General features: G+C 64.6%; 21 protein-coding genes. 10 read left to right on the top strand and 11 right to left on the bottom strand.

Features of this window, described 5'->3' with window-relative positions:
- Positions 1–2,265: TonB-dependent siderophore receptor (locus IE097_RS14445; protein WP_189461547.1), on the top strand; the 2,265-nt coding region annotated here is incomplete at its 5' end.
- Between the two features lie 60 nt (positions 2,266–2,325).
- On the opposite strand, the gene fabF is transcribed toward IE097_RS14445, so the two are convergent.
- The 8 genes from fabF to IE097_RS14405 form a co-directional block, all read right to left on the bottom strand.
- The gene (gene fabF / locus IE097_RS14440; protein ID WP_189461546.1) at positions 2,326–3,570 is read right to left on the bottom strand and encodes a beta-ketoacyl-ACP synthase II; all 1,245 of its coding nucleotides are present in this window, start codon (positions 3,568–3,570) and stop codon (positions 2,326–2,328) included.
- An 84-nt stretch (positions 3,571–3,654) separates the two neighbouring features.
- Entirely contained in the window at positions 3,655–3,894 is a 240-nt protein-coding gene (gene acpP, locus IE097_RS14435; RefSeq protein ID WP_070528160.1) for an acyl carrier protein, read from the bottom strand.
- A 102-nt stretch (positions 3,895–3,996) separates the two neighbouring features.
- Positions 3,997–4,740 carry a 3-oxoacyl-ACP reductase FabG gene (gene fabG / locus IE097_RS14430; protein WP_189461545.1) on the bottom strand — a complete coding sequence of 248 codons (744 nt, stop codon included), beginning with the start codon at positions 4,738–4,740 and terminating at the stop codon, positions 3,997–3,999.
- A gap of 88 nt (positions 4,741–4,828) precedes the next feature.
- On the bottom strand, positions 4,829–5,758 hold the full coding sequence (fabD, locus tag IE097_RS14425; RefSeq protein WP_189461544.1) for an ACP S-malonyltransferase: 930 nt from the start codon (positions 5,756–5,758) through the stop codon (positions 4,829–4,831).
- 91 nt (positions 5,759–5,849) lie between these two features.
- On the bottom strand, positions 5,850–6,806 hold the full coding sequence (locus tag IE097_RS14420) for a beta-ketoacyl-ACP synthase III (protein WP_189461543.1): 957 nt from the start codon (positions 6,804–6,806) through the stop codon (positions 5,850–5,852).
- 21 nt (positions 6,807–6,827) lie between these two features.
- A complete protein-coding gene (gene plsX, locus IE097_RS14415; RefSeq protein WP_189461562.1) occupies positions 6,828–7,874 on the bottom strand; it encodes a phosphate acyltransferase PlsX in 1,047 nt (348 codons plus the stop codon).
- Between the two features lie 102 nt (positions 7,875–7,976).
- Entirely contained in the window at positions 7,977–8,156 is a 180-nt protein-coding gene (rpmF, locus tag IE097_RS14410; RefSeq protein ID WP_070528171.1) for a 50S ribosomal protein L32, read from the bottom strand.
- Between the two features lie 40 nt (positions 8,157–8,196).
- The gene (locus IE097_RS14405; RefSeq protein ID WP_189461542.1) at positions 8,197–8,691 is read right to left on the bottom strand and encodes a YceD family protein; all 495 of its coding nucleotides are present in this window, start codon (positions 8,689–8,691) and stop codon (positions 8,197–8,199) included.
- Positions 8,692–8,781: 90 nt separating this feature from the next.
- Here IE097_RS14405 and IE097_RS14400 point away from each other — a divergent pair, with 90 nt between their 5' ends.
- From IE097_RS14400 to IE097_RS14385, 4 genes are all read left to right on the top strand, one after another.
- Entirely contained in the window at positions 8,782–9,381 is a 600-nt protein-coding gene (locus IE097_RS14400) for a Maf family nucleotide pyrophosphatase (protein ID WP_189461541.1), read from the top strand.
- A complete protein-coding gene (locus IE097_RS14395) occupies positions 9,378–10,091 on the top strand; it encodes an SAM-dependent methyltransferase (RefSeq protein WP_189461540.1) in 714 nt (237 codons plus the stop codon). Before IE097_RS14400 ends, IE097_RS14395 begins: the two co-directional genes overlap by 4 nt.
- 89 nt (positions 10,092–10,180) lie before the next feature.
- Positions 10,181–11,239 carry a histidinol-phosphate transaminase gene (gene hisC / locus IE097_RS14390; RefSeq protein ID WP_189461539.1) on the top strand — a complete coding sequence of 353 codons (1,059 nt, stop codon included), beginning with the start codon at positions 10,181–10,183 and terminating at the stop codon, positions 11,237–11,239.
- 2 nt (positions 11,240–11,241) lie between these two features.
- Entirely contained in the window at positions 11,242–11,790 is a 549-nt protein-coding gene (locus tag IE097_RS14385) for a hypothetical protein (RefSeq protein ID WP_189461538.1), read from the top strand.
- Between the two features lie 64 nt (positions 11,791–11,854).
- Here IE097_RS14385 and murJ read toward each other — a convergent pair whose 3' ends face one another.
- Positions 11,855–13,390 carry a murein biosynthesis integral membrane protein MurJ gene (gene murJ, locus IE097_RS14380; protein ID WP_189461537.1) on the bottom strand — a complete coding sequence of 512 codons (1,536 nt, stop codon included), beginning with the start codon at positions 13,388–13,390 and terminating at the stop codon, positions 11,855–11,857.
- Between the two features lie 179 nt (positions 13,391–13,569).
- Between murJ and rpsT the strand changes: the two genes are divergently transcribed.
- The 3 genes from rpsT to IE097_RS14365 all read left to right on the top strand — a co-directional run bounded on the left by rpsT (position 13,570) and on the right by IE097_RS14365 (position 17,674).
- Positions 13,570–13,836 carry a 30S ribosomal protein S20 gene (gene rpsT, locus IE097_RS14375; RefSeq protein ID WP_070528187.1) on the top strand — a complete coding sequence of 89 codons (267 nt, stop codon included), beginning with the start codon at positions 13,570–13,572 and terminating at the stop codon, positions 13,834–13,836.
- 564 nt (positions 13,837–14,400) lie between these two features.
- On the top strand, positions 14,401–16,437 hold the full coding sequence (locus tag IE097_RS14370; protein ID WP_189461536.1) for a glycosyl hydrolase family 18 protein: 2,037 nt from the start codon (positions 14,401–14,403) through the stop codon (positions 16,435–16,437).
- Positions 16,438–16,585: 148 nt separating this feature from the next.
- Complete coding sequence (locus IE097_RS14365; RefSeq protein ID WP_189461535.1) at positions 16,586–17,674, top strand: M48 family metallopeptidase; 1,089 nt, start codon at positions 16,586–16,588, stop codon at positions 17,672–17,674.
- A gap of 69 nt (positions 17,675–17,743) precedes the next feature.
- Here the strand turns inward: IE097_RS14365 and efp are convergent, their stop codons facing one another.
- Together efp and earP are read right to left on the bottom strand one after the other, a co-directional pair.
- Positions 17,744–18,310, bottom strand: a complete 567-nt coding sequence (efp, locus tag IE097_RS14360; RefSeq protein WP_070528190.1) for an elongation factor P — start codon at positions 18,308–18,310, stop codon at positions 17,744–17,746.
- A 49-nt stretch (positions 18,311–18,359) separates the two neighbouring features.
- Positions 18,360–19,535: an elongation factor P maturation arginine rhamnosyltransferase EarP gene (gene earP, locus IE097_RS14355; protein WP_189461534.1), complete on the bottom strand. Its 1,176-nt coding sequence runs from the start codon at positions 19,533–19,535 to the stop codon at positions 18,360–18,362.
- Positions 19,536–19,869: 334 nt separating this feature from the next.
- Between earP and IE097_RS14350 the strand changes: the two genes are divergently transcribed.
- Together IE097_RS14350 and IE097_RS14345 are read left to right on the top strand one after the other, a co-directional pair.
- Positions 19,870–22,410, top strand: coding sequence for a glycosyl hydrolase family 18 protein (locus IE097_RS14350; RefSeq protein WP_189461533.1), 2,541 nt, complete (start codon positions 19,870–19,872; stop codon positions 22,408–22,410).
- A 70-nt stretch (positions 22,411–22,480) separates the two neighbouring features.
- A complete protein-coding gene (locus IE097_RS14345) occupies positions 22,481–24,355 on the top strand; it encodes a carbohydrate-binding protein (protein ID WP_229797601.1) in 1,875 nt (624 codons plus the stop codon).
- Positions 24,356–24,364: the final 9 nt, after the last annotated feature.

The following is a 24,364-nucleotide window of genomic DNA, read 5'->3' as shown; positions in this document are numbered from 1 at the left end:
TGGGCGGTGGCGATCGCCACCGCCCACGCAGCGCCGTTCAGGCTCGACCTGCCCGCACAGCCGCTGGCCACGTCGCTGACCCGGCTCGGCCAGGCCGCCGGCCTCAACCTGGTCGTCGACAGCGCGCTGGTCGTCGGCCGGCAGGCCCCGGCGCTGCGCGGCACGCTCGAACCCGCCGCCGCCCTGCAGCAACTGCTGGCCGGCAGCGGCCTGAGCGCCTCGTTCTCCGGCAAGACCGTCACCGTCGGCCGCAGCGAAGCCACGCTGTCGGCAGTCACTGTCGAAGCCATGCGCGACTGGGCAACCAGTCCCGGCATCGGCTATCAGGCGCGGCACGCCGCCAGCGCCACCAAGACCGACACGACGCTGCGCGAAACGCCGCAGTCGATTTCGGTCGTCACCCGCGAACAGATGGATGACCAGGACGTCGCAACCATCGCCGAGGCCGTGCGCTACAACGCCGGGGTCACCGCCTACGAATTCGCGACCACCGACGACGACCTGCTGATGCGCGGTTTCGGCGTTTCGGCCGACGGCATGTACCGCGACGGCATGCGGCTGTACCACAACGCCTTCATCAGCCGGATCGAACCCTACGGGCTGGAACGGCTCGACATCGTGCGCGGACCGGGCTCGGTCCTGTACGGCCGGGCCAACCCCGGCGGCCTCGTCAACGCCGTCACCAAACGGCCGATCGTCGGTTTGCGGCCCGAAGTCCGTGTCGAAACCGGCAGCTACGACCGCGCACAGATCGCTGCCGACGTCGGCGGCACGCTCGACGACGACGGCCGCTGGGTCTACCGGCTGACCGCACTCGCCCGCGACGCCGGTACCCAGTGGGACGACCTGCCCGATGACCGCGTCTATCTGGCGCCGGCACTGACATGGCAGCCGGATGCGCGCACCAGCCTGACGCTGCTGGCGCAGTACCAGCACGACCGTACCACCTGGGCGATACCGAACCAGTTCTACCAGCCGGGTCCGCTCGGCCAGCCGGATCCGTCGCTGAACATCCAGGGGCCGGGCGCCGAGCACGACAAGACCGGCGTGACCGTCGGCTACCTGTTCGAACACGCGCCGGACGACGTCTGGACGCTGCGGCAGAACCTGCGCTACTACGATGCACGCAACGACCGGCGCGAAGTCCGTGCGCTCGGGCTGCGCCCGGACGATCGCACGCTGAACCGCCGGGCGCTGTACCGGCCCGAACATGAAAAGTCGTTCGCGGTCGACAACCAGGTTCAGGCCCGCGTCCGCACCGGCGCGGTCGAGCACCTGCTGCTCGGCGGCGTCGACTATCGTCAGGCGAGTTTCGAGCAGAAGCTCTACATGGGCGCCGCCGCGCCGCTCGACCTGTACGACCCGGTGTTCAGGCAGCCGGACTGGGATTCGCTGCAGCAGACCTGGGACAACCTCAACAAGAGCCGCCAGCTCGGCACCTATCTGCAGGACCAGCTGCGCTACGGGCGCTGGGCGCTGACCGTCGGGGGCCGGTACGACTGGACGCGTGACAGCGCCGACTCCAAGCTCGACGGCGTCTACACCGAACAGCGCGATCAGGCCTTCACCGGCCGCGCCGGCCTCGTCTATCCGTTCGACGCCGGCTGGGCGCCCTACCTGAGCTATTCGACCTCGTTCAAACCCGAAATCGGCAACGATGCCTTCGGCCAGCAGTTCAAGCCCGAGCGCGGCGAACAGCTCGAGGCCGGCGCCAAGTACCAGCCCGAAGGCGCCAGCTACAGCTTCACCGCCGCGGTCTACCAGCTGACCAAGGAAAACGTCCGCACGCCGCTGCCCGGCGCCAATCCGCTGCGGCTCGAAGTGCAGACCGGCGAAGTCCGCAGCCGCGGCCTCGAACTCGAGGGCCAATGGCAGCTCGGCGCCCTCGACCTGATCGGCAGCTATACCTTCATCGACGCCGAAATCACCCGGAGCAACGTCGCCGCCGACGTCGGCAAGCCGCCGTTGTCGATTCCGCGGCATACGGCCGCCGCCTGGGGCAAGTACGATTTCAGCGGTGCCCTCGCCGGCTGGAACGCCGGGCTCGGCGTGCGTTATGTCGGCCAGTCGCGCGGCGGGCTGGGGACGAGCAACGACGCGTTCACGCTGGTCGACAGCCTGATTGCCTACGAACGGGCGGACTGGCGCTTCGCGCTCAACGTCAACAACCTGTTCGACCGCGAGTACCTGACCGGTTGCGACGGCACGTTCTGCGAGCAGGGTTTCCGCCGCAGCATCCGCGCCAGCGTCGGCTACCGCTGGTAATCGCGCGGACAAAAGAGAAGGGCTGCCGAGGCAGCCCTTTTTCATGTCGTCGCCGCGAACTCAGGCGAGACGCTTGAACACCAGCGTACCGTTGGTTCCGCCAAAGCCGAAGCTGTTGGAGATCGCCACGCGGATGTTCATGTCGCGTGCGGTATTGGCCACGTAGTCCAGATCGCAACCGCCCTCGATGTCCTGCTCGAAGATGTTCGCGGTCGGCGGCGATACCTGGTTGTGCAGCGCCAGCACCGAGTACACGGCTTCGACGCCGCCGGCGCCACCCAGCAGGTGACCGGTCATCGACTTGGTCGAGTTGACGGCCAGCTTCTTGGCGTGGTCGCCGAACGCGAGCTTCAGTGCAGCGGTTTCGTTGGCGTCGCCCAGCGGGGTCGACGTGCCGTGTGCGTTGACGTAGTCGACTTCGTCGGCGTTGATGCCGGCATCACGCAGCGCGTTGGCCACGCCACGGGCCGGGCCTTCCGAGCTCGGCGCGGTAATGTGGTGCGCGTCCGAGCTCATGCCGAAACCGGCGAACTCGGCGTAGATCCTCGCGCCGCGCTTGACCGCGTGTTCGTACTCTTCGAGCACCAGCACGCCGGCACCTTCGCCCATGACAAAGCCGTCACGGCCCTTGTCCCAGGGACGCGAAGACGTTGCCGGATCATCGTTGCGGGTCGACAGTGCCTTCATCGCGGCAAAGCCGCCGATGCCGAGGCCGGTCACGGTCGCTTCGGCACCGCCGGCAACCATCACGTCGGCGTCGCCGTACTGGATCATCCGCGCCGCATCGCCGATGCAGTGCGCACCGGTCGTGCACGCCGAAACGATGCCGTAGCTCGGACCCTGGTATCCCTTGTAGATGGTCACGTGGCCGGCAATCAGGTTGACGAGCGAACCGGGAATGAAGAACGGGCCGATCTTGCGCGGACCACCGGCGAGCAGCGTGGCACCGGTTTCCTCGATCAGCGGCAGGCCGCCGATACCGGAACCGATGTTGACACCGACGCGGGTCTTGTCGAGACCGGCAGCGTCATCGAGGCCGGCGTCGGCAATCGCCTGGAACGCGGCCGCAATGCCGTAGTGGATGAAGGTATCCATCCGGCGTGCATCTTTGGCCGAGATGTATTGGCTGATGTCGAAGTCCTTGACCTCGCCAGCGATCTGGCAAGCGTAGTCGCTCGCGTCAAAGCGGGTGATCCTGCCGATGCCGGACTGCCCTTTGAGCAGGGTGGCCCAGCCGGTGGCAACATCGTTGCCGACGGGGGACACGTGGCCGAGGCCAGTGATCACTACTCTGCGTTTGGACACATTACTCTCCGATTGAAACGCCGAATGGAATAAGACCCCTGGCGGACGGAAAAATGCCCGGCAGAGGTCTTGGGATGCTGCAAATTACTTGCCCAGGTTGGCCGAGACGTAGTCGATCGCTTGCTGGACGGTGGTGATCTTTTCGGCGTCTTCGTCCGGAATTTCGCACTCGAATTCTTCTTCGAGGGCCATCACGAGTTCAACGGTGTCGAGGGAGTCGGCGCCGAGGTCATTCACGAAGGAGGACTCGTTCTTGACGTCGGTTTCCGGCACGCCAAGTTGTTCGGCAACGATCTTCTTCACGCGCTGTTCGATGTTTTCCATGGATAAAACTCCAAGCCTTTCAAGGGATAAAAAAAGCGGACGCATTGTACCAAAAAAAGCCGCCTCGCCAACGCGGGCGGGCTGATCTTGGTTAAATACACGTTAATTCATATACATACCGCCGTTGACGTGCAAGGTCTGGCCGGTAATGTAACTGGCACGGTCGCTGGCAAGAAAGCCGACCGCGTCTGCAATCTCGCGCGGTTCGCCAAGGCGGCCGAGCGTGATGTTCTCAAGCAGTTTGGCCTTGTGTTCGTCAGGCAAACCACGGGTCATGTCGGTATCGATGAAGCCCGGCGCCACGGCATTGACGGTCACGCCGCGCGAGCCGATTTCCTTGGCCAGCGACTTGGTGAAACCGAACAGCGCCGCCTTGGCGGCCGCGTAGTTGGTCTGGCCGGCATTACCGGTCGCGCCAACCACCGAGGCAATGTTGATGATACGCCCCCAGCGGGCTTTCATCATGCCGCGGATCACCGCCTTGGAGAGCTTGTACACGGGCTTGAGGTTGGTGTCCATGATCGCATCCCAGTCCTCGTCCTTCAGCCGCATCAGCAGATTGTCGCGGGTGATGCCGGCATTGTTGACGAGGATGTGGATCGCGCCGAACTCCTTCTCGATCGCGTCGACGACGCCTTCGCAGGCACCGTCGGTCGTCACTTCCAGCGCTATGCCGCGGCCCTTGCCGCCGGCTTCGGCGATGTAGTCGCTGATTGCAGCAGCGCTGCCTTCGGTGACGCCGGTGCCGATCACGGTGGCGCCCTGCGCCAGCAGGTCGAGGACGATGGCCTTGCCGATTCCGCGCGATGCGCCGGTCACCAGCGCGACTTTTCCTTCGAGACTCATTGCAGCTTCCTTGTAGCGGTGCGGCCCTGCCACACCGGATCATGATGCGGTGCGCCAGCCTGTGGCCCACCAGAGTAATTCGTTCGGGTTACAGCAATGCCTTCAGCGCATCGAATGCCGCCACATCGCCCAGCGCAAGGTGCTGTGCGCTCTCGGCAATGCGCTTGTCGAGGCCGGTCAGCACCTTGCCCGGACCGCATTCGGCGAACACGGTGGCACCGTCGGCCGCCATCTTCTGCACCGAGCCGACCCAGCGAACCGGCTGGTACAGCTGACGCACCAGCGCGTCGCGAATCTGCGCCGGATCGGTATAGGCGACGACGTCGGCATTGTGCAGCACCGGAAACTCCGGCGCAGCCACATGCACCTGCGTCAGCGCAGCTGCCAGTTTTTCGGCGGCGGGCTTCATCAGCGCACAGTGCGACGGCACCGACACCGGCAGCGGCAGCGCACGCTTGGCCCCCTTGTCCTTGCACAACGCCATGGCGCGCTCGACTGCCGCCTTGCTGCCGGCAATGACGACCTGGCCCGGCGAATTGAAGTTGACCGCTTCGACCACGTCGCCCTGCGCCGCCTCGAGGCAGGCTGCGACGATCACGTCATCCGGCAGGCCGAGGATGGCCGCCATGGCGCCCTCGCCCTCCGGGACCGCCGACTGCATCGCCTCGGCACGCAGGCGCACCAGCTTGACCGCATCGGCAAACGCAATGCTGCCTGCGGCAGCCAGCGCGCTGTATTCGCCAAGCGAATGGCCGGCGGCCATCGCCGGAGCGGCACCACCGGCGGCGCGCCAGGCGCGGAAGATCGCGACGCTGGCCGTCAGCATCAGCGGCTGGGTATTGACCGTGGCGTTGATCACGGCCGCATCGGCACCTTCGGCACACATCGCCCACAGGTCCTGACCGAGGACCGCACTGGCCTCGTCGAACGTCTGGCGCACCGATGCGTCGTCGGCGAAACCGTTCATCATGCCCAGCGATTGCGAACCCTGGCCCGGAAAGACGAAAGCCAATGCCATTTCATGCTCCTTGTTCGTCCCGGCCATGCCGGGCAACAAAATTCAAACAGTTATTTGAACGCTAAAACGGCGCATCGCTGCGCCGTTTTCATCAGAATTCGAAGAGGACCGAGCCCCAGGCGAATCCGCCACCGATCCCCTCGAGCAGCACCGTCTGCCCTCGCTGGATCTTGCCGGTCCTGACCCCCTCGTCGAGCGCCAGCGGAATCGAAGCGGCCGACGTGTTGCCGTGCTTGTCGACGGTCACGATGACTTTGTCCATGCTCAGGTGCAGGTGCTTGGCCGTCGATTCGATGATGCGCAGATTGGCCTGGTGCGGCACCAGCCAGTCGACATCGGCCTGATCGACCCCGGCCGCTGCCAGCGTTTCGTTGGCCACGTCGGCCAGCGCACGCACGGCAAACTTGAAGACGGCACCGCCATCCATGTAGATCCACGGCGAACCTTCGACCTGACCCTGTTTCAGGTGGCCCGGTGCGTTGAGGATGCCGCGGTAACGGCCGTCGGCATGCAGCTTCGACGCGAGGATGCCCGGCTCGTCGGACGCCTTGAGCACCACGGCGCCGGCACCGTCGCCGAACAGCACGCAGGTGGTCCGGTCGTTCCAGTCGATGATGTTCGACAGCTTCTCGGCACCGATCACCACCGCACAGCGGGCAGCGCCGGACTTGATCATTGCATCGGCCACAGTCAGCGCATAGACGAAGCCGGCACAGACGGCCTGAACGTCGAAGGCCGGGAAACCGTGCAGGCCGAGCTTGTCCTGCACCGTGCAGGCGGTCGACGGGAACACGTGGTCCGGCGTCGTCGTCGCAACGATGATCAGATCGACCTCTTCCGGCGCGGTGCTCGCGGCAAGCAGCGCACGCTCGGCAGCCTTGAGCGCCAGATCCGAGGTGGACTCGGTGTCGGCGGCGATGTGGCGCTGACGGATGCCGGTACGACTGGCGATCCATTCGTCGCTGGTATCGACACGCTGGGCCAGCGCCGCGTTGGTCAGGATGTGTTCAGGCAGGTAAGAGCCGGTTCCGGCGATGCGCGCGTACATGAATGCTTCCTGCGTATGGGTTTATTGGTCTGCCGCCGCAGCCGGGCGGGCAGCGAGGTCGGCAAGTTGTTGCTGAACCTGTTCGGCGATGCGCTGGGTCACGCCGGCACGCGCCTCGTCGGCCGCCTGCTTGAGCGCCCAGTAGAACGCCATCCGGTCGGCACCGCCATGACTTTTGACAACGATGCCCTTGAGACCGACCAGCGACGCACCGTTGAAGCGGCGCGGGTCGACGCGCTTCTTGAAGCGCGACAGCACCGGCCATGCGGCCATCGCCAGCGCCTTGGTGAAGGCGTTGCGGGTGAATTCCTCGCGCAGGAAACGCTCCATCATCTTGGCGATGCCTTCGGAGGTCTTCAGCGCGACATTGCCGGTGAATCCGTCGGTCACAATGACATCGACCGCGCCCGAGTACAGGTCGTTCCCTTCGACGTTGCCGACGAAGTTCAAACGGCTGGATCGCAGCAGTTCGGCGGTCTGCTTGATCACGTCGGTACCCTTGATGTCTTCGGAACCGATGTTGAGCAGGCCGATGGCCGGCGCGTCCTTGCCCTTGACCGCGGCAAACAGCGACGAGCCCATCACCGCGAACTGCACCAGCTGCAGCGGCGTGCAGTCGACGTTGGCGCCGAGGTCGAGCACACAGGTTTCCGTGCCCTTGACCGAGGGCATCATCTTGGCGATCGCCGGACGTTCGATGCCGTCGATGGTCTTGAGCACGAAACGCGCGGTGGCCATCAGTGCCCCGGTATTGCCGGCCGACACGCAGGCGTGCGCCTCGCCGGACTTCACGAGGTTGATCGCCACGCGCATCGACGAATCTTTCTTGTTCTTCATCGCCGACTGGGGCGACTCGTCCATCGTCACGACCTCGCTGGCGGCGTGGACGCGCAGACGCGGGCCCAGCTGCGCCTTATGCGCGCGGAGCTCGACGTCGATCGCATCGGGCAGGCCGACGAGGACGACATTGACGTTGGGATGTTGGTCGAGGAAGCGCAGAACGGCCGGCACGGTGACGTGAGTCCCGTGGTCGCCGCCCATCGCATCGACAGCGACAGTAATGTCCATGGCAGACAAGGCAGAATCCAGAATGGCGAACGGCGCAAGCGAGATGGCTCGCTTGCGCCGTTATCATAACCGATTGGTTATAAATGCGTTTTTGCGCAGGACTTATTCGCCCTTGGCCTTGATCACGCGACGGCCCTTGTAGAAACCGTTCGGCGAGATGTGATGCGGACGATGCACTTCACCGGTTTGCGCGTCGACCGACAGCGCCGGAGCGGTCAGGAAATCGTGCGCACGATGCATGCCGCGCTTGGACGGGGACTTCTTATTCTGTTGAACGGCCATGATAAAACTCCTTGAAAACCAGAAAAAACTACTGTTTCAGTTACTCCGCTTTCCTGGTTTTCATTTGAGCCAGGACAGCAAACGGATTCGGTTTGGTATTGCTTTGCAGCGGCTCGTCGCCGGGCGCTGCGCACTGCTCATGCAGCGGCGCGTACGGCAAGGCCAGCAGCACTTCTTCCTCGATCAGCGCCGGTACATCCAGCGCGGGATCGATCAGTACCGTTTCGAGCGTTTCGTCGAGTTCCGCGGCCTCGTCGGCCTGCTCCTCGGTGGGAAACTGCGTCAGAACGGTACTCACATCGAGTGACCACGCCATCGGCGCAAGGCAACGCTGACAGACCAGCTGCAGCTCACCCGATACAGTCAGGTTCAGCCGCGGGCGTTCGAACCGGTCGACCGATCCGCTCAGCGACCAGCGGATTTCTCCGCCACTGCTTGCCAGCTGATCGCTCAGCCGCAGCATTGCTGCCACCGGGATCACCCCGTCGAGCACGCCACCCTCGCGGGCAAATTCGGCGCTATGAATGACCGTCATACCCATGAGCCAACGAACCAGAAACCGCGCATGATATAATTTCCGTCCTACCGATGTCAAAACCTTTCCGCCCGGTGCGACGGATTTCCAATGCAAAAACAAGTGCTTCGCTCGCCGGCCCTCGTGCTGGCTTCCACCTCGCGCTACCGGCGCGAACTGCTCGAACGATTGCAACTGCCGTTCGAAACCGCCAGCCCCGATGTCGATGAAACCCCGCTCAGCAATGAGACTGCCGCACAGACCAGCCTGCGTCTGGCCATCGCCAAGGCCGTTGCTCTGGCATCGCGCTTCCCCGGCGCGCTGCTGATCGGCTCGGACCAGGTGGCCCTGCTCGACGGCGTCCAGCTGGGCAAGCCCGGCACGCATGCACGCGCCGTTGCCCAACTGCAGGCCATGCGCGGCCGGACGATCGAATTCCACACCGCCGTGGCATTGCACAACGCAGCAACCGGCCGCACGCAAACCCACACCGACGTCACCCGGGTCACGATGCGCCACGCCGACGATGCGGCGATCGAACGCTATCTATTGAAAGACCAACCCTACGACTGCGCCGGCAGCGCCAAAACCGAGGGCCTCGGCATCGCGCTGATCGCCGCGATCGAATCGACCGACCCGGCAGCCATCATCGGCCTGCCGCTGATCGCACTGATCGACATGCTGAACGAAGAAGGCATCGCCATCCTATGAGCAAGGGCATTCTTTATCTGATTCCGGTTCCGCTGGCCGACGACACCCTCGACAGCGTACTGCCTGCCGACGCGCTGGCCATTGCCCGTACGCTGACCCATTTCGTCGTCGAAGCGTCGAAAACGGCGCGCGCCCATCTCAAGCTGTTCGGTACGCCGCACGAACTGCGCAGCCTGACGATGAACGAACTGAACGAGCACACCAAGGACGGCGAACTCGCCGACCTGCTCGCACCGCTGCTGGCCGGCCACGACGTCGGACTGATGTCCGAAGCCGGCTGCCCCGGTGTCGCCGATCCGGGCGCGAGGCTGGTGCGGCTGGCGCACGCGCGCGGCGTGCGCGTCGTCCCGCTGGTCGGTCCGTCGTCGATCCTGCTCGCACTGATGGCGTCGGGCGCCAACGGCCAGAAATTCCGCTTCAACGGCTACCTGCCGACCGGCGACGGCGACCGGCTCGCGGCCATCCGAAATCTCGAAGCGAGTTCGCGCAAGGAAAAGCAGGCCGAACTGTTCATCGAAACGCCGTACCGCAACGATGCGCTGTTCGCGGCGCTGATCCAGCACTGCAGCCCCGGCACCCACATCACCGTTGCACGCGAACTGACCGGCGCCGACGAGTGGATCAGGAGCCGGACCGTCGCCGACTGGCGCCGCGGGCCGAAGCCCGAGCTGCACAAGCGCCCGACCGTCTTCGTCCTCAGCGCCGACTGAACACGCCGTAGCACGCTGGCGCTTGGGTACGCCAGCGGACTGCGGTAGGCTCGGTCCGACCACCCGATTTCCCTGCACACGAGACCGCCATGAGCCGATTCTGGAGCCCGATCGTCCACACGCTGACCCCGTACGTTCCGGGCGAACAGCCGAAGCTGCAAAAACTCGTCAAGCTCAATACCAACGAGAACCCGTACGGCCCGTCGCCGGCGGTGCTCGCTGCAATGCACGAGGCCAACAGCGACGCGCTGCGGCTCTACCCGGACCCGAACGCCGACCAGCTCAAGGATGCGATCGCCGCCTACCACGGCCTCGGGCGCGAGCACGTCTTCGTCGGCAACGGTTCGGACGAAGTGCTGGCGCATGCCTTCTGCGCCCTGCTCAAGCACGACAAGCCACTGCTGTTCCCGGACATCAGCTACAGCTTCTATCCGGTGTACTGCGGGCTGTATCAGATCGACTACCGGACGGTGCCGCTGAACGATGCGTTCGAAATCGACGTGGCGGATTACGAGGGTGATGCCGGCGCGATCATTTTCCCGAATCCGAACGCGCCGACCGGCCGACTGCTGCCGCTGGCCGATATCGAGCGGCTGCTGCAACGCCAGCCCGACGTGGTCGTCGTCATCGACGAGGCCTATATCGATTTCGGTGGCGACAGCGCGATTGCACTGATCGAGCGTTACCCGAACCTGCTGGTCGTGCAGACGCTGTCGAAAAGCCGCTCGCTCGCCGGGCTGCGCGTCGGCTTTGCGCTCGGCCACCTGCAACTGATCGAGGCACTGGAACGCGTCAAGAACAGTTTCAACTCCTATCCGCTCGACCGCCTCGCCATCGTCGGCGCCAGCGCCTCGTTCGGCGACGAAGCCTACTTCCGTGCCACCTGCGACAAGGTGATCGCCAGTCGCGAGCGCTTGGGCGCGGCATTGGCATCGCTGGGTTTCGACGTGCTGCCGAGCGCGGCGAACTTCGTGTTCGCCCGTCATCCGCAACACGACGCCGGCCGGCTCGCCGCCGGACTGCGCGAGCACGGCGTGATCGTCCGCCACTTCAAGGCACCCCGTATCGACCAGCACCTGCGGATCTCGATCGGCACCGATGCCGAGTGCGATGCGCTGATCGCCGCGCTGCGAACGACACTGGGCTGAGCATGGAACCGGGTCGCGGCCTGTGGTGGCTGCTGTTGCTTGCCGGTGTCGCCGTCGGCCCCGGCTGGTACATCTATGCCCGTTTCTTTTCGGGCCAGCTGATCGGCAGCCATGCGCTGCTGCAGACGCCGGCACCCCAGTCGGTATCGCAAACGGTTGGCCTCGAGCAGGGACCGGTCGGCATCGTTCTCAAGGGGAGTGTCGGCGGACGCCGTTTCGGGCCGGAGAACCGCGCCGATTTCGTCGTCGAAGTCAGTCAGAACGGCCTGCCGCTGGCCAAGGAGGTGCTGGTTTTCGTCGACGCCAAAACCGCTTCCGACGCGGTCCCGGACCGCACGCCGACGCGCCTGGGTCTGGCCCCGATCGAGCTCGAACGCGGCGACACCTTGTCGATCACCGTGACGGCGGTCGGTGCACAGACGCTGACGGTCCACGATCTGACGCTCGACATTCGCGCCGGTGTCCGTCCGTCCGCGCCCCGCTGGCTGATCGGTGGCGCCCTGCTCGCACTCGGTGCAGCGGTGATGCTGATCCTCGGCTTTCGTCGCTGAAACCGGCGGCATGGCCGAAAACAAAACACGCCGGCGAACCGGCGTGTTTTTCCTTGCGAAGCGATCAAGCGGCCCGGCGGGAGAAGTCCCTGAGGCGGAAACCCAGCGCCGCCAGCGCACCGAAGTAGGCGATCACCCCGGCGGCGACCAGTACGGCCAGACGCAATAGCCGCGAAACCATCGCGCCACTACCCCAATCCGGCATCAGCGCCATCACGCCCCACAGCGTCGCGGCCATGACTGCAACGGCGACGAACAGCTTGATGAGGAAAGCGCGCCAGCCCGGCTGGGGCTGGAAGATGTTCTGGCTGCGCAGCTTCCAGAACAGCAGGCCGGCATTGAAGCAGGCACCGAGGCCGATTGCCAGCGCCAGACCGGCGTGTTTCAGATGCCAGATGAAGGCCAGATTCATCAGCTGCGTCACCGCCAGCGTCAGCAGCGCGATTTTCACCGGCGTGCGGATGTTCTGCCGCGCATAGAACCCCGGCGCCAGCACCTTGACCAGAATCAGCCCGACCAGCCCGACCGAATAGGCAATCAGCGCGTACTGGGTCATCAGCGAATCGTGCGCACTGAACTTGCCGTACTGGAACAGCGAGGCGGTCAGCGGTTCGGCGGTGATGGCCAGCCCGACGGCCGACGGCAGCGCCAGCAGCAGACACAGCCGCAAACCCCAGTCGAGCAGCACGGAGTAGCCGGCGCTGTCGTTGCTGGCATGGGTTTTCGACAGCGACGGCAACAGGATGGTGCCCAGCGCAACGCCCAGCACGCCGGACGGGAACTCCATCAGCCGGTCGGCGTAGTACATCCACGACACCGAACCGGAAACGAGGAAGGACGCGAAAATCGTATTGATGATCAGCGACACCTGGGTCACCGACACGCCGAGCACCGCCGGCCCCATCTGCTTGAGCACACGCCAGACGCCGGCATCCTTCAGGTTCAGCCGCGGCAGCACCAGCATGCCGACCTTTTTCAGGTGGGGCAGCTGGTAGCCCAGCTGCAGCACGCCACCGGCCAGCACCGCCCAGCCCAGCGCCAGCACCGGCGGGTTCATGTGCGGCGACACCCACAGGGCGAACACGATCATGCTGATGTTGAGGAAGGTCGGTGCGAATGCCGGCACCGAGAAGCGGTTCCAGGTATTCAGGACCGCGCCGACCAGCGAGGCGAGCGAGATCAGCAAGATATAAGGGAAGGTGATCCGCAGCAGCGAGCTCGTCAGCGCGAACTTCTCCGGCGTATCGGTAAAACCCGGCGCCGACACCCAGATCACCCACGGCGCGGCAATCATGCCGAGCACCGTCACCACCGCCAGGACCAGCGTCAGCAAGCCGGCAATGTAGGCGAGGAAGGTCTTGGCTGCTTCCTCGCCCTGCTGGCTCTTGTACTCGGCCAGAATCGGCACGAAAGCCTGCGAGAACGCCCCCTCGGCAAAAATCCGCCGCAGCAGGTTGGGCAGCTTGAAGGCAACGAAGAAGGCATCGGTCATCATCCCCGCACCGAAGATCCGGGCGACGATGGCGTCGCGGGCGAAACCGAGGACGCGCGACACCAGCGTCATCGAGCTCACCGCGGCGAGCGATTTGAGAAGATTCATGGCAGCCAGACGACTTGGGAAACGCAGCGGATCATACGCCGTCCGGCCAGGCCGGACAGTGCGTATTTGTATCCGGACTTGCGCCGACCGGCATGAAGCGATAAAATCGCGGGTTTTCAAGGCTGGCTTCGGGCCACGCCCGATTTCCAACCACATCCGTTATTTGGAGTTGACAGAATATGGCTAACAGCGCCCAAGCTCGCAAGCGTGCGCGTCAGGCTGAACAAGCCCGCCAACACAATGCCAGCCAGCGTTCGGCGTTCCGCACCGCGATCAAGAAGGTGCTGAAGGCGATCGAAGCTGGTGACAAGGCTGCCGCACAAGCGACCTACCAGGCATCGGTGTCGATCATCGACAGCATTGCCGACAAGAACATCTTCCACAAGAACAAGGCAGCTCGTCACAAGAGCCGTCTGTCCGCTGCCGTGAAGGCAATGGCTGCTTAAGCAGACTTGCAGGAAGCAAAAAACCCCGACCCCGGTCGGGGTTTTTTATTGCCCGTATCCGCCGGAAAACCCGCGCACACCATCCCCTGCGGCCGCACTCCGGCCTCCAACTGGTCTTATCTCCCCCTTTTTGCCAGCCTAAAAAAGAACCACTTGGGCACGTGGCCCCCGGCTACCGCATGGCCAAGGCCGGCCGCGAGGTGCGTCATCAGTACGACGCATCCGGGCCATTAGTCCACGACCAATGGCTGTCAACCGTAGCGAGAGCATCAAAATCAGGAAAAGTTCAGTCCGATGACTACATTTTCTCCGGACACGCCAATCGGATACATCACTGTTTTAAAAAAAGAAAACCGGCCACCGCGCCATCACGAAAAGTAGTTCCCCTTCACCACCATTGCCACGCAGCAACATTCCAGCTTCTCCCCCCTTCCTCCTCCAGATTGACGCCGGGTCGCCGCATCGAAGCTAATGCTCGACTGTTGCCCATGATGGCGACAACCGTGCCGGGATAAGACCAATACACCATCCACCCGGCTTCCATTCCTGGAAGGAGATTGAGCAATGTTGCACCACCGTCGTTTTGCCTTGGCTGCGCTACCTGCGGCCCTGTTTGCCGTACAGGCTTTTGCCGCCTACCCCGCATGGCAGGAAGGCCAGACCTATACCGCCGGCACCTACGTGTCCTATAGCGGAAACGATTACCAGGCACTGGTCACCCATACCGCCTACGTCGGCGCCAACTGGAACCCGGCCTCGAGCCCGACGCTGTGGAAGCTGATCGGTGCCAGCACCGGTACGCCGAGCCCGACACCGACCGCAGCACCCACCCCGGCTCCGACGCCGACCGCGGCCCCGACGCCCGCACCGACGCCGGCCCCCACTCCCGCGGCAACACCGGCGCCGACGCCTGCGCCCACACCGTCGGGCGCCTGCTTCGCGACCTGGTCGAGCAGCACCGCCTACAACGGCGGTACCAAGGTGACCTATAACGGCCGCAACTATCAGGCCAAGTGGTGGACGCAGGGCAACGTGCCGTCGAGCAACACCGGTGACGGCCAGCCGTGGACCGACCTCGGCGCTTGCGGCAGCACGCCGACGCCTGCTCCGACGCCGGCTCCGACCCCGACTCCGGCTCCGGCTCCGACTCCGGTCCCGACTCCGGCTCCGACCCCGGCTCCGACTCCGGCTCCGACTCCGGTCCCGACTCCGGCTCCGACTCCGGCTCCGACTCCGGCTCCGACTCCGGCTCCGACTCCGACGCCTGTCCCGACCCCCGCTCCGACTCCGTCGGGCAAGAAGCTGACCGGCTCGTACTTCACCCAGTGGGGCGTGTATGACCGTGCCTACTTCGTGAAGGAAATCGACACCAGTGGTGCAGCCGCCAAGCTCGACTTCATCAACTACTCGTTCGGCAACATCTACAAGCAAGCCGACGGCACCTACAAGTGCGACAGCGGCATCAACAAGGCCGAACCGGGTGCAACCAACCCGAACGCATCGGATGCCGGTACCGGCGGCGATGCCTGGGCCGACTACCAGATGGACTACGCGGCCAACCAGTCGGTCAGCGGCGTGGCCGACGTCTGGGAAAACAAGCTCAAGGGCAACTTCAACCAGCTCAAACAGCTGAAGGCCAAGTACCCGAACCTGAAGGTGGTGATCTCGCTGGGCGGCTGGACCTGGTCCAAGTGGTTCTCGGCGGCAGCCGCAACCGACGCCGGCCGCAAGGCACTGGTGAGCTCGTGCATCGACGTCTACATCAAGGGCAACCTGAAGAAGTCCGGCGGCGATCCGGCCGGTGGTGCAGGCGCAGCTGCAGGCATCTTCGACGGTATCGACATCGACTGGGAATACCCGGGCGGTGGCGGTCAGCCGTACAACACCAGCAGCGCGGCCGACAAGCAGAACTTCACCTTGCTGATGGCCGAGTTCCGCAGCCAGCTCGATGCAATCGGCACCACCAACGGCAAGCGTTACGTGCTGACCGCAGCCATCGGCGCGGGCAAGGACAAGATCGACAATACCGAGCCGGCCAAGTACAGCCAGTACCTCGACTGGGTCAACGTGATGAACTACGACTATCACGGCTCGTGGGAACTGCCGGGCGCAGCAACCTTCCACTCGAACCTGTTCGCCGATCCGGCCGATCCGTACGCAGGTACGCCGGCGCAGTATTACAACACCGACTATGCGATCAAGTACCTGGTCCAGAACGGCATGCCGGCCAACAAGCTCAACGTCGGCATCCCGTACTACGGTCGCGGCTGGAGCGGTGTGGCAGCGGGTCCGAACGGCAACGGTCTGTACCAGCAGGGCACCAAGGCCGGCAAGTGCTACAGCACGCCGTGCGACGAGCCGGGCTACCAGGACTATCGCCTGCTGGTGAACGCGCCGGGCCAGACCTATGTCCACCCGGTGACCAAGCAGCTGTGGAAGTTCGACAGCGACACCTTCTACAGCTACGACGACGCGTCGGTCATCGCCACCAAGGCCGACTACGTCAAGGCCAACGGCCTGGGCGGTCTGTTCAGCTGGTCGCTCGACGGTGACGATGCCAACGCAACGCTGACCAAGGCGATGGCCAACATCAACCAGTAAGCGCGCAGGGCCTCCATCATTGACAGCCCCGGCCTCGGCCGGGGCTTTTTTATTGGCTGCGCCATTTCCAACACCGACTGCCTTGTTTCTTTCTATTAAAGAAATATTTCGCCACCATGAGGCTTTTGACCGAACGACGGGGCGGATGATGGAACTGGTTTACGCAAAAGAAAAATCGCTGTTCGCGATCATGATGGTGCTGGCAAGTCTGGTCTGGCTCGTCCTGATTGTCTGCACGCTGGGGATCGCGCTGCTGTACGTGCTGATGGGCTTTCTGGTTTATCTCGTCACGCAGTCGGCGTTCATTTCCTACCTGCGCGGTACCGCGGTCCACGTCACCGCCGAACAGCTGCCGCAGCTGCATCAGCGCATCCAGCACTGTGCGCACAAACTGCAGATCCGCGACGTGCCCGATGCCTTCGTGCTGCAAGCCGACGGCATGCTCAATGCCCTGGCCACCAAATTCCTCGGCCGCCGCTACATCGTGCTGTTTTCATCGGTCCTCGATGCGCTCGAAGACCATCCCGAAGCCATCGACTTCTACATCGGTCACGAGCTCGGCCACCTGCGCCGCAACCACCTGAACTGGTCACCGTTCCTGATGATCGTCGGCTGGATTCCCTTCCTCGGCGCCGCTTACCGTCGCGCGCAGGAGTACACCTGCGATCGTCACGGTCTGGCCTGCTGCGACAATCCGCTCGATGCCCAGCGCGCGATCGCCACGCTGGCCGCCGGCGGCAGCTATCGCCAGGTCGATGTCCGGCGTTACAGCGGCCAGATCGACTGGTCACGCGGCTTCTGGATGTCGTTCCACGAACTGGTATCGAGCTATCCGTGGCTGACCAAGCGCATGTACGCCGTGCAGGAACTGTCGGCCGGGCGCGAACCGGTCATGCCGGGCCGCAATCCCATGGCCTTCGTGCTGGCGCTGTTCGTACCGAACGCCGGCACCGGCGCCGCCGGCTCGCTGATCCTGGTTGCGATGATCGGCATCATGGCCGCCGTCGCGCTGCCGGCCTACCACCAGTACCAGCAGCGCGCGGCCGAGCGCTCGCTCGGGCTGTCGCACGAGGAGCTCGGCGTCGACGACGCGGCGGCCGAGCATCTGGTCACCACGGTGGAAAACGACGCGGCAAGCGATCTGGCCCACGCCGAAAAGCAGGCCGACGAAGCCCGTGCGGCACTCGAGGCGATCCAGAAGGAAATCGCCACCCGCCAGCCTTCGGCGAAGGAATAGCCCCGACAGGCGCCGGACAAGCAAAACGGCCACCCGAAGGTGGCCGTTCTGTCGTGGACGCAAGGCCGCTCAGGCAGCGCGCTTCTTGAACTCGTAGGTGCGGGTGTCGATTTCGATGCGGTCACCGATTTCGATGAAGGCCGCCACCGGCAGCTCGTAGCCCGAGCCCTTGAGCTTGCCCGGCTTCATCACCTTGCCCGAGGTATCGCCGCGGACGGCCGGCTCGGTGTACTCGATTTCGCGGACGATGGTCGTCGGCAGTTCGACCGAGATGGCCTTGCCTTCGTAGAAGGTCACTTCACACACGTCGTCCATGCCGTCGACGATGAAGTTGACGGCTTCGCCGACGTTCTCGGCTTCGACTTCGTACTGGTTGTATTCGGTGTCCATGAACACGTACATCGGATCGGCGAAGTAGGAGTAGGTGCACTCCTTCTTGTCGAGCACGACCACGTCGAACTTGTCGTCGGCCTTGTAAACCGCTTCCGACGGCGCGTCGGACAGCAGGTTCTTCATCTTCATTTTCACGACGGCCGAGTTGCGGCCCGACTTGTTGTATTCGGCTTTCTGAACGACGAGCGGCTGGCCGTCGACCATGATCACATTACCCGGGCGGACTTCTTGTGCGGTTTTCATGCAGGATTCCTGAACAGCAAAAATGGCGGTTGGAGTTTGAAATAACTCGCTATTTTAACTTGGCCTGCGTGAAGTTGACCAGATTGTCGGCCAAATTGCCGTTGGCGAGCAGACGCTCGGCCCAGGGACCGGCGTGCATGCGCAGTTGCGGCAGCGCAGCGGCGAAGCGTGGCCAGGCCGCGCCGGCATCCAGGCCGCGGTTCCAGGCATGGATGAAGTCGGTCGTGGCCTGCCGCACCGGCTGCGGCAAACCGGCCAGCCAGAGCGCCAGCCACGCGTCGAGCTTGATCAGGTGGGCCTCCTCATCCTGACGGTAGATGTGCCAGACCAGCGGCGTCCTCGCCCATTGCGCACGAACGAAACTGTCCTCGCCGCGCACGAAGTTGAGGTCGCAACTCCACAGCAGCCGGTCGTAATCGCTCTGGCGCACGAAAGGCAGCACGCTGACCGTCAACGCGCCGCGCGCCACGGTCTCGCCGACCGCAAGCGGTTCACCCAGCCAGGCCAGCAGTTGCGGCAGGATGCGCCCTTCCGGTACCAGACAGTGGATCGGTGCGTCGCCGCCCGCCCAGGCGTCGAGCAGGCCGGCAAGCGCGTCGTTCTCGTAGGCAAACAGCGACACCAGCAAGGCGCCGTCCCGTGGTTTTACCTTGAGCGCTCCCAGCAGATGCGCACGTGCATGCGCCCCCCAGCCGGCCCGGGCCGCCAGCGTTTCGCGCTCGGCGATCAGCCCACCGGTGTCGGCGGTGAAACCGGGAAAGAAGAAGAACTTCTGCAATCCGTGGCCCTGCGGGCTGGCCAGGCGGTGACACCCGCCGACCCAGTCCTCGGCCGACAGGTATTCCAGATTCAGCCAGACCGGCGGCGGCGCCAGCGTCCGCATCAGCGCGATCGCCGATGCCGGTACGGTACAGGCGAAAGCCTCGACGACGACTTCGCCGAGCTCGTCGACCACGGTGGCATCGTCCCAGCGCTCGACGGTCACGCCGTCCAGCCACTGGGTACGCGCGTGCGCCGACGCATCCGGACACAGCCTGGCAAGGCTCGCCGGGTCATCCAGCCACAGCACGACGTGGATGCCGTGTTCGTCGTGCAGCTGCCGCGCCAGACGCCAGCACACGCCGATGTCGCCGAAATTGTCGACCACCTTGCAGAACACGTCCCAGCGGCGGGCGGTCACGCTGCGGCCCGGTGAGGAGAGGTTGGGTACGGTCTGGCGATCCATGGCAGGCGGCCGGAAATGTGCAAATACATTGGGGTAGACGTGCAGGTCGTCGATCGGTTCTTGCCGTTCGGCGGCCGGCGCTTGAATTGGTGTTGCGGCGGATTTTACCGCATCCCCCGCCGCCCCGGCCGCAGCGGCGGCCCGTGCGGATTGCAAACTGGTCTCTTCCTGGCGCCGCTACTGATACCAATTGGATAACCGGCTATTTCTGCGTGACATTCGGGGTGTGCACGCCATTGAGGCAAAGCCGATAGACAGAAAAAATGAAGGTTCATTTCGCAAGACTGAATTGCGCAATGAAGACATTCATAGACAACAAGTAGGACGGAGAACGATGAACAAAAAACAACATGCCAGCGCCACCCGGCTCTGTGCAGCCCTGCTGATGGCCGCCGGCGTCATGATCGCCCACGCCGCCCCGGCCTGGCAGGAAGGCAGTACCTATACCGCGGGTACCACGGTCAGCTACAACGGCCACGATTATCAGGCACTGGTCACCCATACCGCCTATGCCGGCGCCGGCTGGAATCCGGCATCGACGCCGACATTGTGGAAGGACCTCGGCGTCACCGGCGGCACGCCGACGCCGACGCCCGCTCCGACACCGGCTCCGACACCTGCGCCGACACCGGCTCCGACACCGGCTCCGACGCCCGCTCCGACGCCCGCTCCGACGCCCGCTCCGACGCCCGCTCCGACGCCCGCTCCGACGCCCGCTCCGACGCCCGCTCCGACACCGGCGCCGACACCCGTTCCGACCCCGGCACCGTCGAGCTGCCCGGTCTGGGCACCGGGCCTGGCCGTCACCGCCGGCAAATCGGTGCTGTACAACGGCAACAGCTACAAGGCACTGGTAACCCATACCGCGCAAACCGGCTGGGAGCCGGCCAGCGTGCCGTCGCTGTGGCAGCCGGATACCGCGTGCGGCGGCAGCACGCCGACGCCGACCCCGGGCGGCCCCAGCCCGACCCCGGCCCCGACCGCGCCGTTCTGCGCACCGGACTGGGTCGCCACCAAGATCTATCCGAAGGGCAAGGTCGTCGGCTACAAGGGCGCCGCTTACCAGGCGCTGGTCGATACCTATGCGATTCCGCCGGACAGCACCGTCTACACCAACCAGTGGCAGATCGTCGGCGTGCCGAAGGCCGACCTGTGCCCGGTCAGCGTGCCGAACAACATCGACTACGGCACCGCCAAGCCGGTCACCGGCAACCCGAATACGGCCACCGTCAAACCGGCCGGAGCCATCGGCGCAGCCCGTATCGCCAACTCCGCCTCAACGGCCCCGGCCGGCACGCGCGGCGGCATCAATCCGGCCACCGATCCGGGCGGCAACCATCCGGGCTTCGATTCGGACACCGGTGCGCGCGTCGCCAAGCTGGCGCCGGGCAGCCTGCCACTGCAGCACAACGTCTACAGCAACCAGGCCGGCCAGGAACGTGTGGCCTACCTCGGTGACTGGGCGATCTACGGCCGCCGCTTCGACTTCTCGAAGCTGCCGGTGCAGAACCTCGACCGCCTGGTCTACGGTTTCGCCGGCATCTGCTTCCCGGCCGCCAAGAACACCCAGGACCCGGGCTTCCCGACCACCGCACCGGCGGCGGTCAACCGCACCTGCGGCCTTGGCACGACCAAGCTGCCGGACGGCGCGATGGCGATGGCCGACTACGAAGCCGCGTTCCTGCGCAACCAGCCGGGTGGCCAGGTCGCGAAGATCTCCGGCACCGAAGGCATGTACGAGATCGGCAAGGACGATGTCGGTGGCGTGTTCGGCGTGCTGTACAACCTGCGCAAGGCCAATCCGAACCTGCATCTGGACCTCTCGGTCGGCGGCTGGACGCTGTCGGAAGGCTTCGGCTGGATGGCATCCGATCCGACCCGCCGCAAGGTATTCGTCGACTCGATCGTCGCCTTCCTCGAGCGCTATGACTTCGACGGCATCGACATCGACTGGGAATACCCGGCGACCGATGGCGCCGTCGTCGGCATGTCGCGTCCGGAAGATCCGCAGAACTATCTGCAGCTCTTGAAAGACCTGCGCGCAGCGATGGACTGGCTGACGGTGAAGACCGGCAAGAAGTACCGTCTGTCTTCGGCGATCCCGGCGACCAAGGGCCCGCTGGACAAGCTGGACTGGGCCAACATCAATCTCTACCTCGACCGGCTGTACGTGATGACGTATGACCTGACCGGGGCATGGGAGCGCAACATCAGCCACCACACGCCGCTGAACGTCAATCCGAACGCCAATGGTTCGTCCACCGGCACCTCGGCCAGCTCGACCATCGAGTACCTGCACAATCAGTACAACGTGCCGTTCAACAAGATGATGATCGGCGTGGCCAACTACCACCGCTCGAAAGCCATCCTGCCGGGCGACATCACCGAGTACACCAACGGCCTGAAGGGCGATTCAAGCTTTGGTGATCCGAAGTGGACCGGTGCGGCCTTCATCACCGGCATCGCCGGCGTCGGCAGCTGGGAAGCCGGCGTGGTCGAGGGCTATGACCTGTACCAGAACTATCTGGACAAGGACATCAAGCCGCGCAACGGCTACCACCTGTACACCGACAAGCTCACCAACGCGGACTTCATGGTGAACCCGATCGGCGCCTCGGGCTGGTCGTTCATCACCACGGAAACCCCGCGCACCGCCGGCCTGAAGGCGCAATACGCGAAGGACAAGGGCCTGGGCGGGGTGTTCTTCTGGCAGATCGAGCAGGACAACGGCTACAACCTCAACGCGGTCAACCACGTGCTCGGCAACAAGCTCGTGACCGACACCGCCGACGGCAAGCCGCAGGACCAGATCGCCACATGCGGCGAGAACGTCAGCGCCGCCGAGTGCCAGGACCTGATCAAGTCCATCAAGTAAACCGCTTCAACCCGCTGCACCCCGGTTCACGCCGGGGTGCTTTTGTTCGTTCAAACACAGGAAGACCTCCATGCAATCGAAACTCCTGACCCGCCTGCTTGCAGGCGTCGTCTTCGCCGCCGGCGTCATGGCCGCCCACGCGGCACCGGCCTGGCAGGAAGGCAGCACCTACACCGCCGGCACGACCGTCAGCTACGCCGGTCACGACTACCAGGCCCTGGTGACGCATACCGCCTACACCGGCGCCGGCTGGACGCCGTCATCGACACCGACGCTGTGGAAGGACCTTGGCGTCAGCGCCACGCCGACACCGGCACCGACGTGTGCGCCGGCCTATGATTCGCTGGTTTCGTACAACCCGGCGACCCAGTGCTTTGCCAAGACCGGTACATTCACCGTCCCCGCCGGGACGGTAATGCCGTCGCCGTGCCCGGTGCCACCGCTGTTCATGACCGATTCGTACTGGAAGCAGACCGATGCCGCGAGCTGCAGCTACCAGCTGACCAGCACCTTGACCCCGACGCCGACACCGACGCCATCGGCGGTGCCGACCCCCACCCCGACGCCGGTTCCTACCCCGACCCCCACACCGGTCCCGACACCAGCCCCGGCAAGCTGCACCGCTGCCGCCTGGAACAGCGGCACCGCCTACAACGGCGGCGCGACGGTCAGCTACAACGGCCGCACCTATTCGGCCAAGTGGTGGACGCAGGGCGACATCCCGTCGAGCAACGTCGGCGACGGCAAACCGTGGAACGACCTCGGCGCCTGCGGCCCGGTCAGCCCGACCCCGACCCCGACCCCGACTCCGACACCGACGCCGACTCCGACTCTGACTCCGACACCGACACCGACGCCGACTCCGACACCGACACCGACGGCGACACCGACGCCGACACCCACGCCGATCCCGGGCACCGACGGTCTGCCGAAGCACGTGCTGGTCGGCTATCTGCACGCCAGCTTCGCCAACGGTTCTGGCTACATCCGCATGAACGATGTGTCGGACAACTGGGACGTGATCAACCTGTCGTTCGCCGAGCCGACCTCGTCGACCAGCGGCCAGGTTGCGTTCAAGCAGTGCTCGGTCGCCGAATGCCCGAACGTCGAGTCCGAAGCCGAATTCATCGCCGCGATCAAGGCCAAGCAGGCCAAGGGCAAGAAGGTGCAGATCTCGATCGGCGGCGCCAATGGCCAGGTCCGGCTGGAAACCGCAGCGGCACGCGACGCCTTTGTCGCCTCGGTCTCGGCCATCATCGACAAGTACGGTCTGGACGGTCTGGACGTCGACTTCGAAGGCCATTCGCTGCAGCTGAACGCCGGCGACAACGACGTAGCCAATCCGACCACGCCGGTCATCGTCAACCTGATCGGCGCGCTCAAGCAGCTCAAGGCCAAGTACGGTGACAAGTTCACGCTGACGATGGCGCCGGAGACCTTCTTCGTCCAGCTCGGCTATGCGTTCTACGGCGGCAACTGCTCGGGTTGCGACACCCGCGCCGGCGCCTACCTGCCGGTGATTTACGCCATGCGCAACGACCTGACGCTGCTGCACGTGCAGGACTACAACTCGGGCCCGATCACCGGCCTCGACAACCAGTACCACACGATGGGCAACGCCGATTTCCATGTGGCGATGACCGATATGCTGCTGAAGGGCTTCAAGGTCGCAGGGACGAACTTCCAGTTCCCGGCACTGCGGCCGGAGCAGCTGGCGATCGGCCTGCCGGCCAACGGCAATGCCGGCGGCGGCTTCACCAGCGTGGCCGACGTGCAGAGTGCACTGAACTGCCTGATGAAGGCGGCCGGTTGCGGCAACTACAAGCCGTCGGCGGCCTACCCGGGGTTGCGCGGGCTGATGACGTGGTCGGTCAACTGGGACAAGTTCAACAACTTTGAATTCTCGACCCAGCACCGTGCCTACTTCAACGCGTTTCCGCAGTAAGCACTGAAC

It is taken from the genome of Jeongeupia chitinilytica (assembly GCF_014652315.1).
Taxonomy (GTDB): Bacteria; Pseudomonadota; Gammaproteobacteria; order Burkholderiales; family Chitinibacteraceae; genus Jeongeupia; species Jeongeupia chitinilytica.
This window is presented reverse-complemented; position numbering and strand designations above follow the sequence as displayed.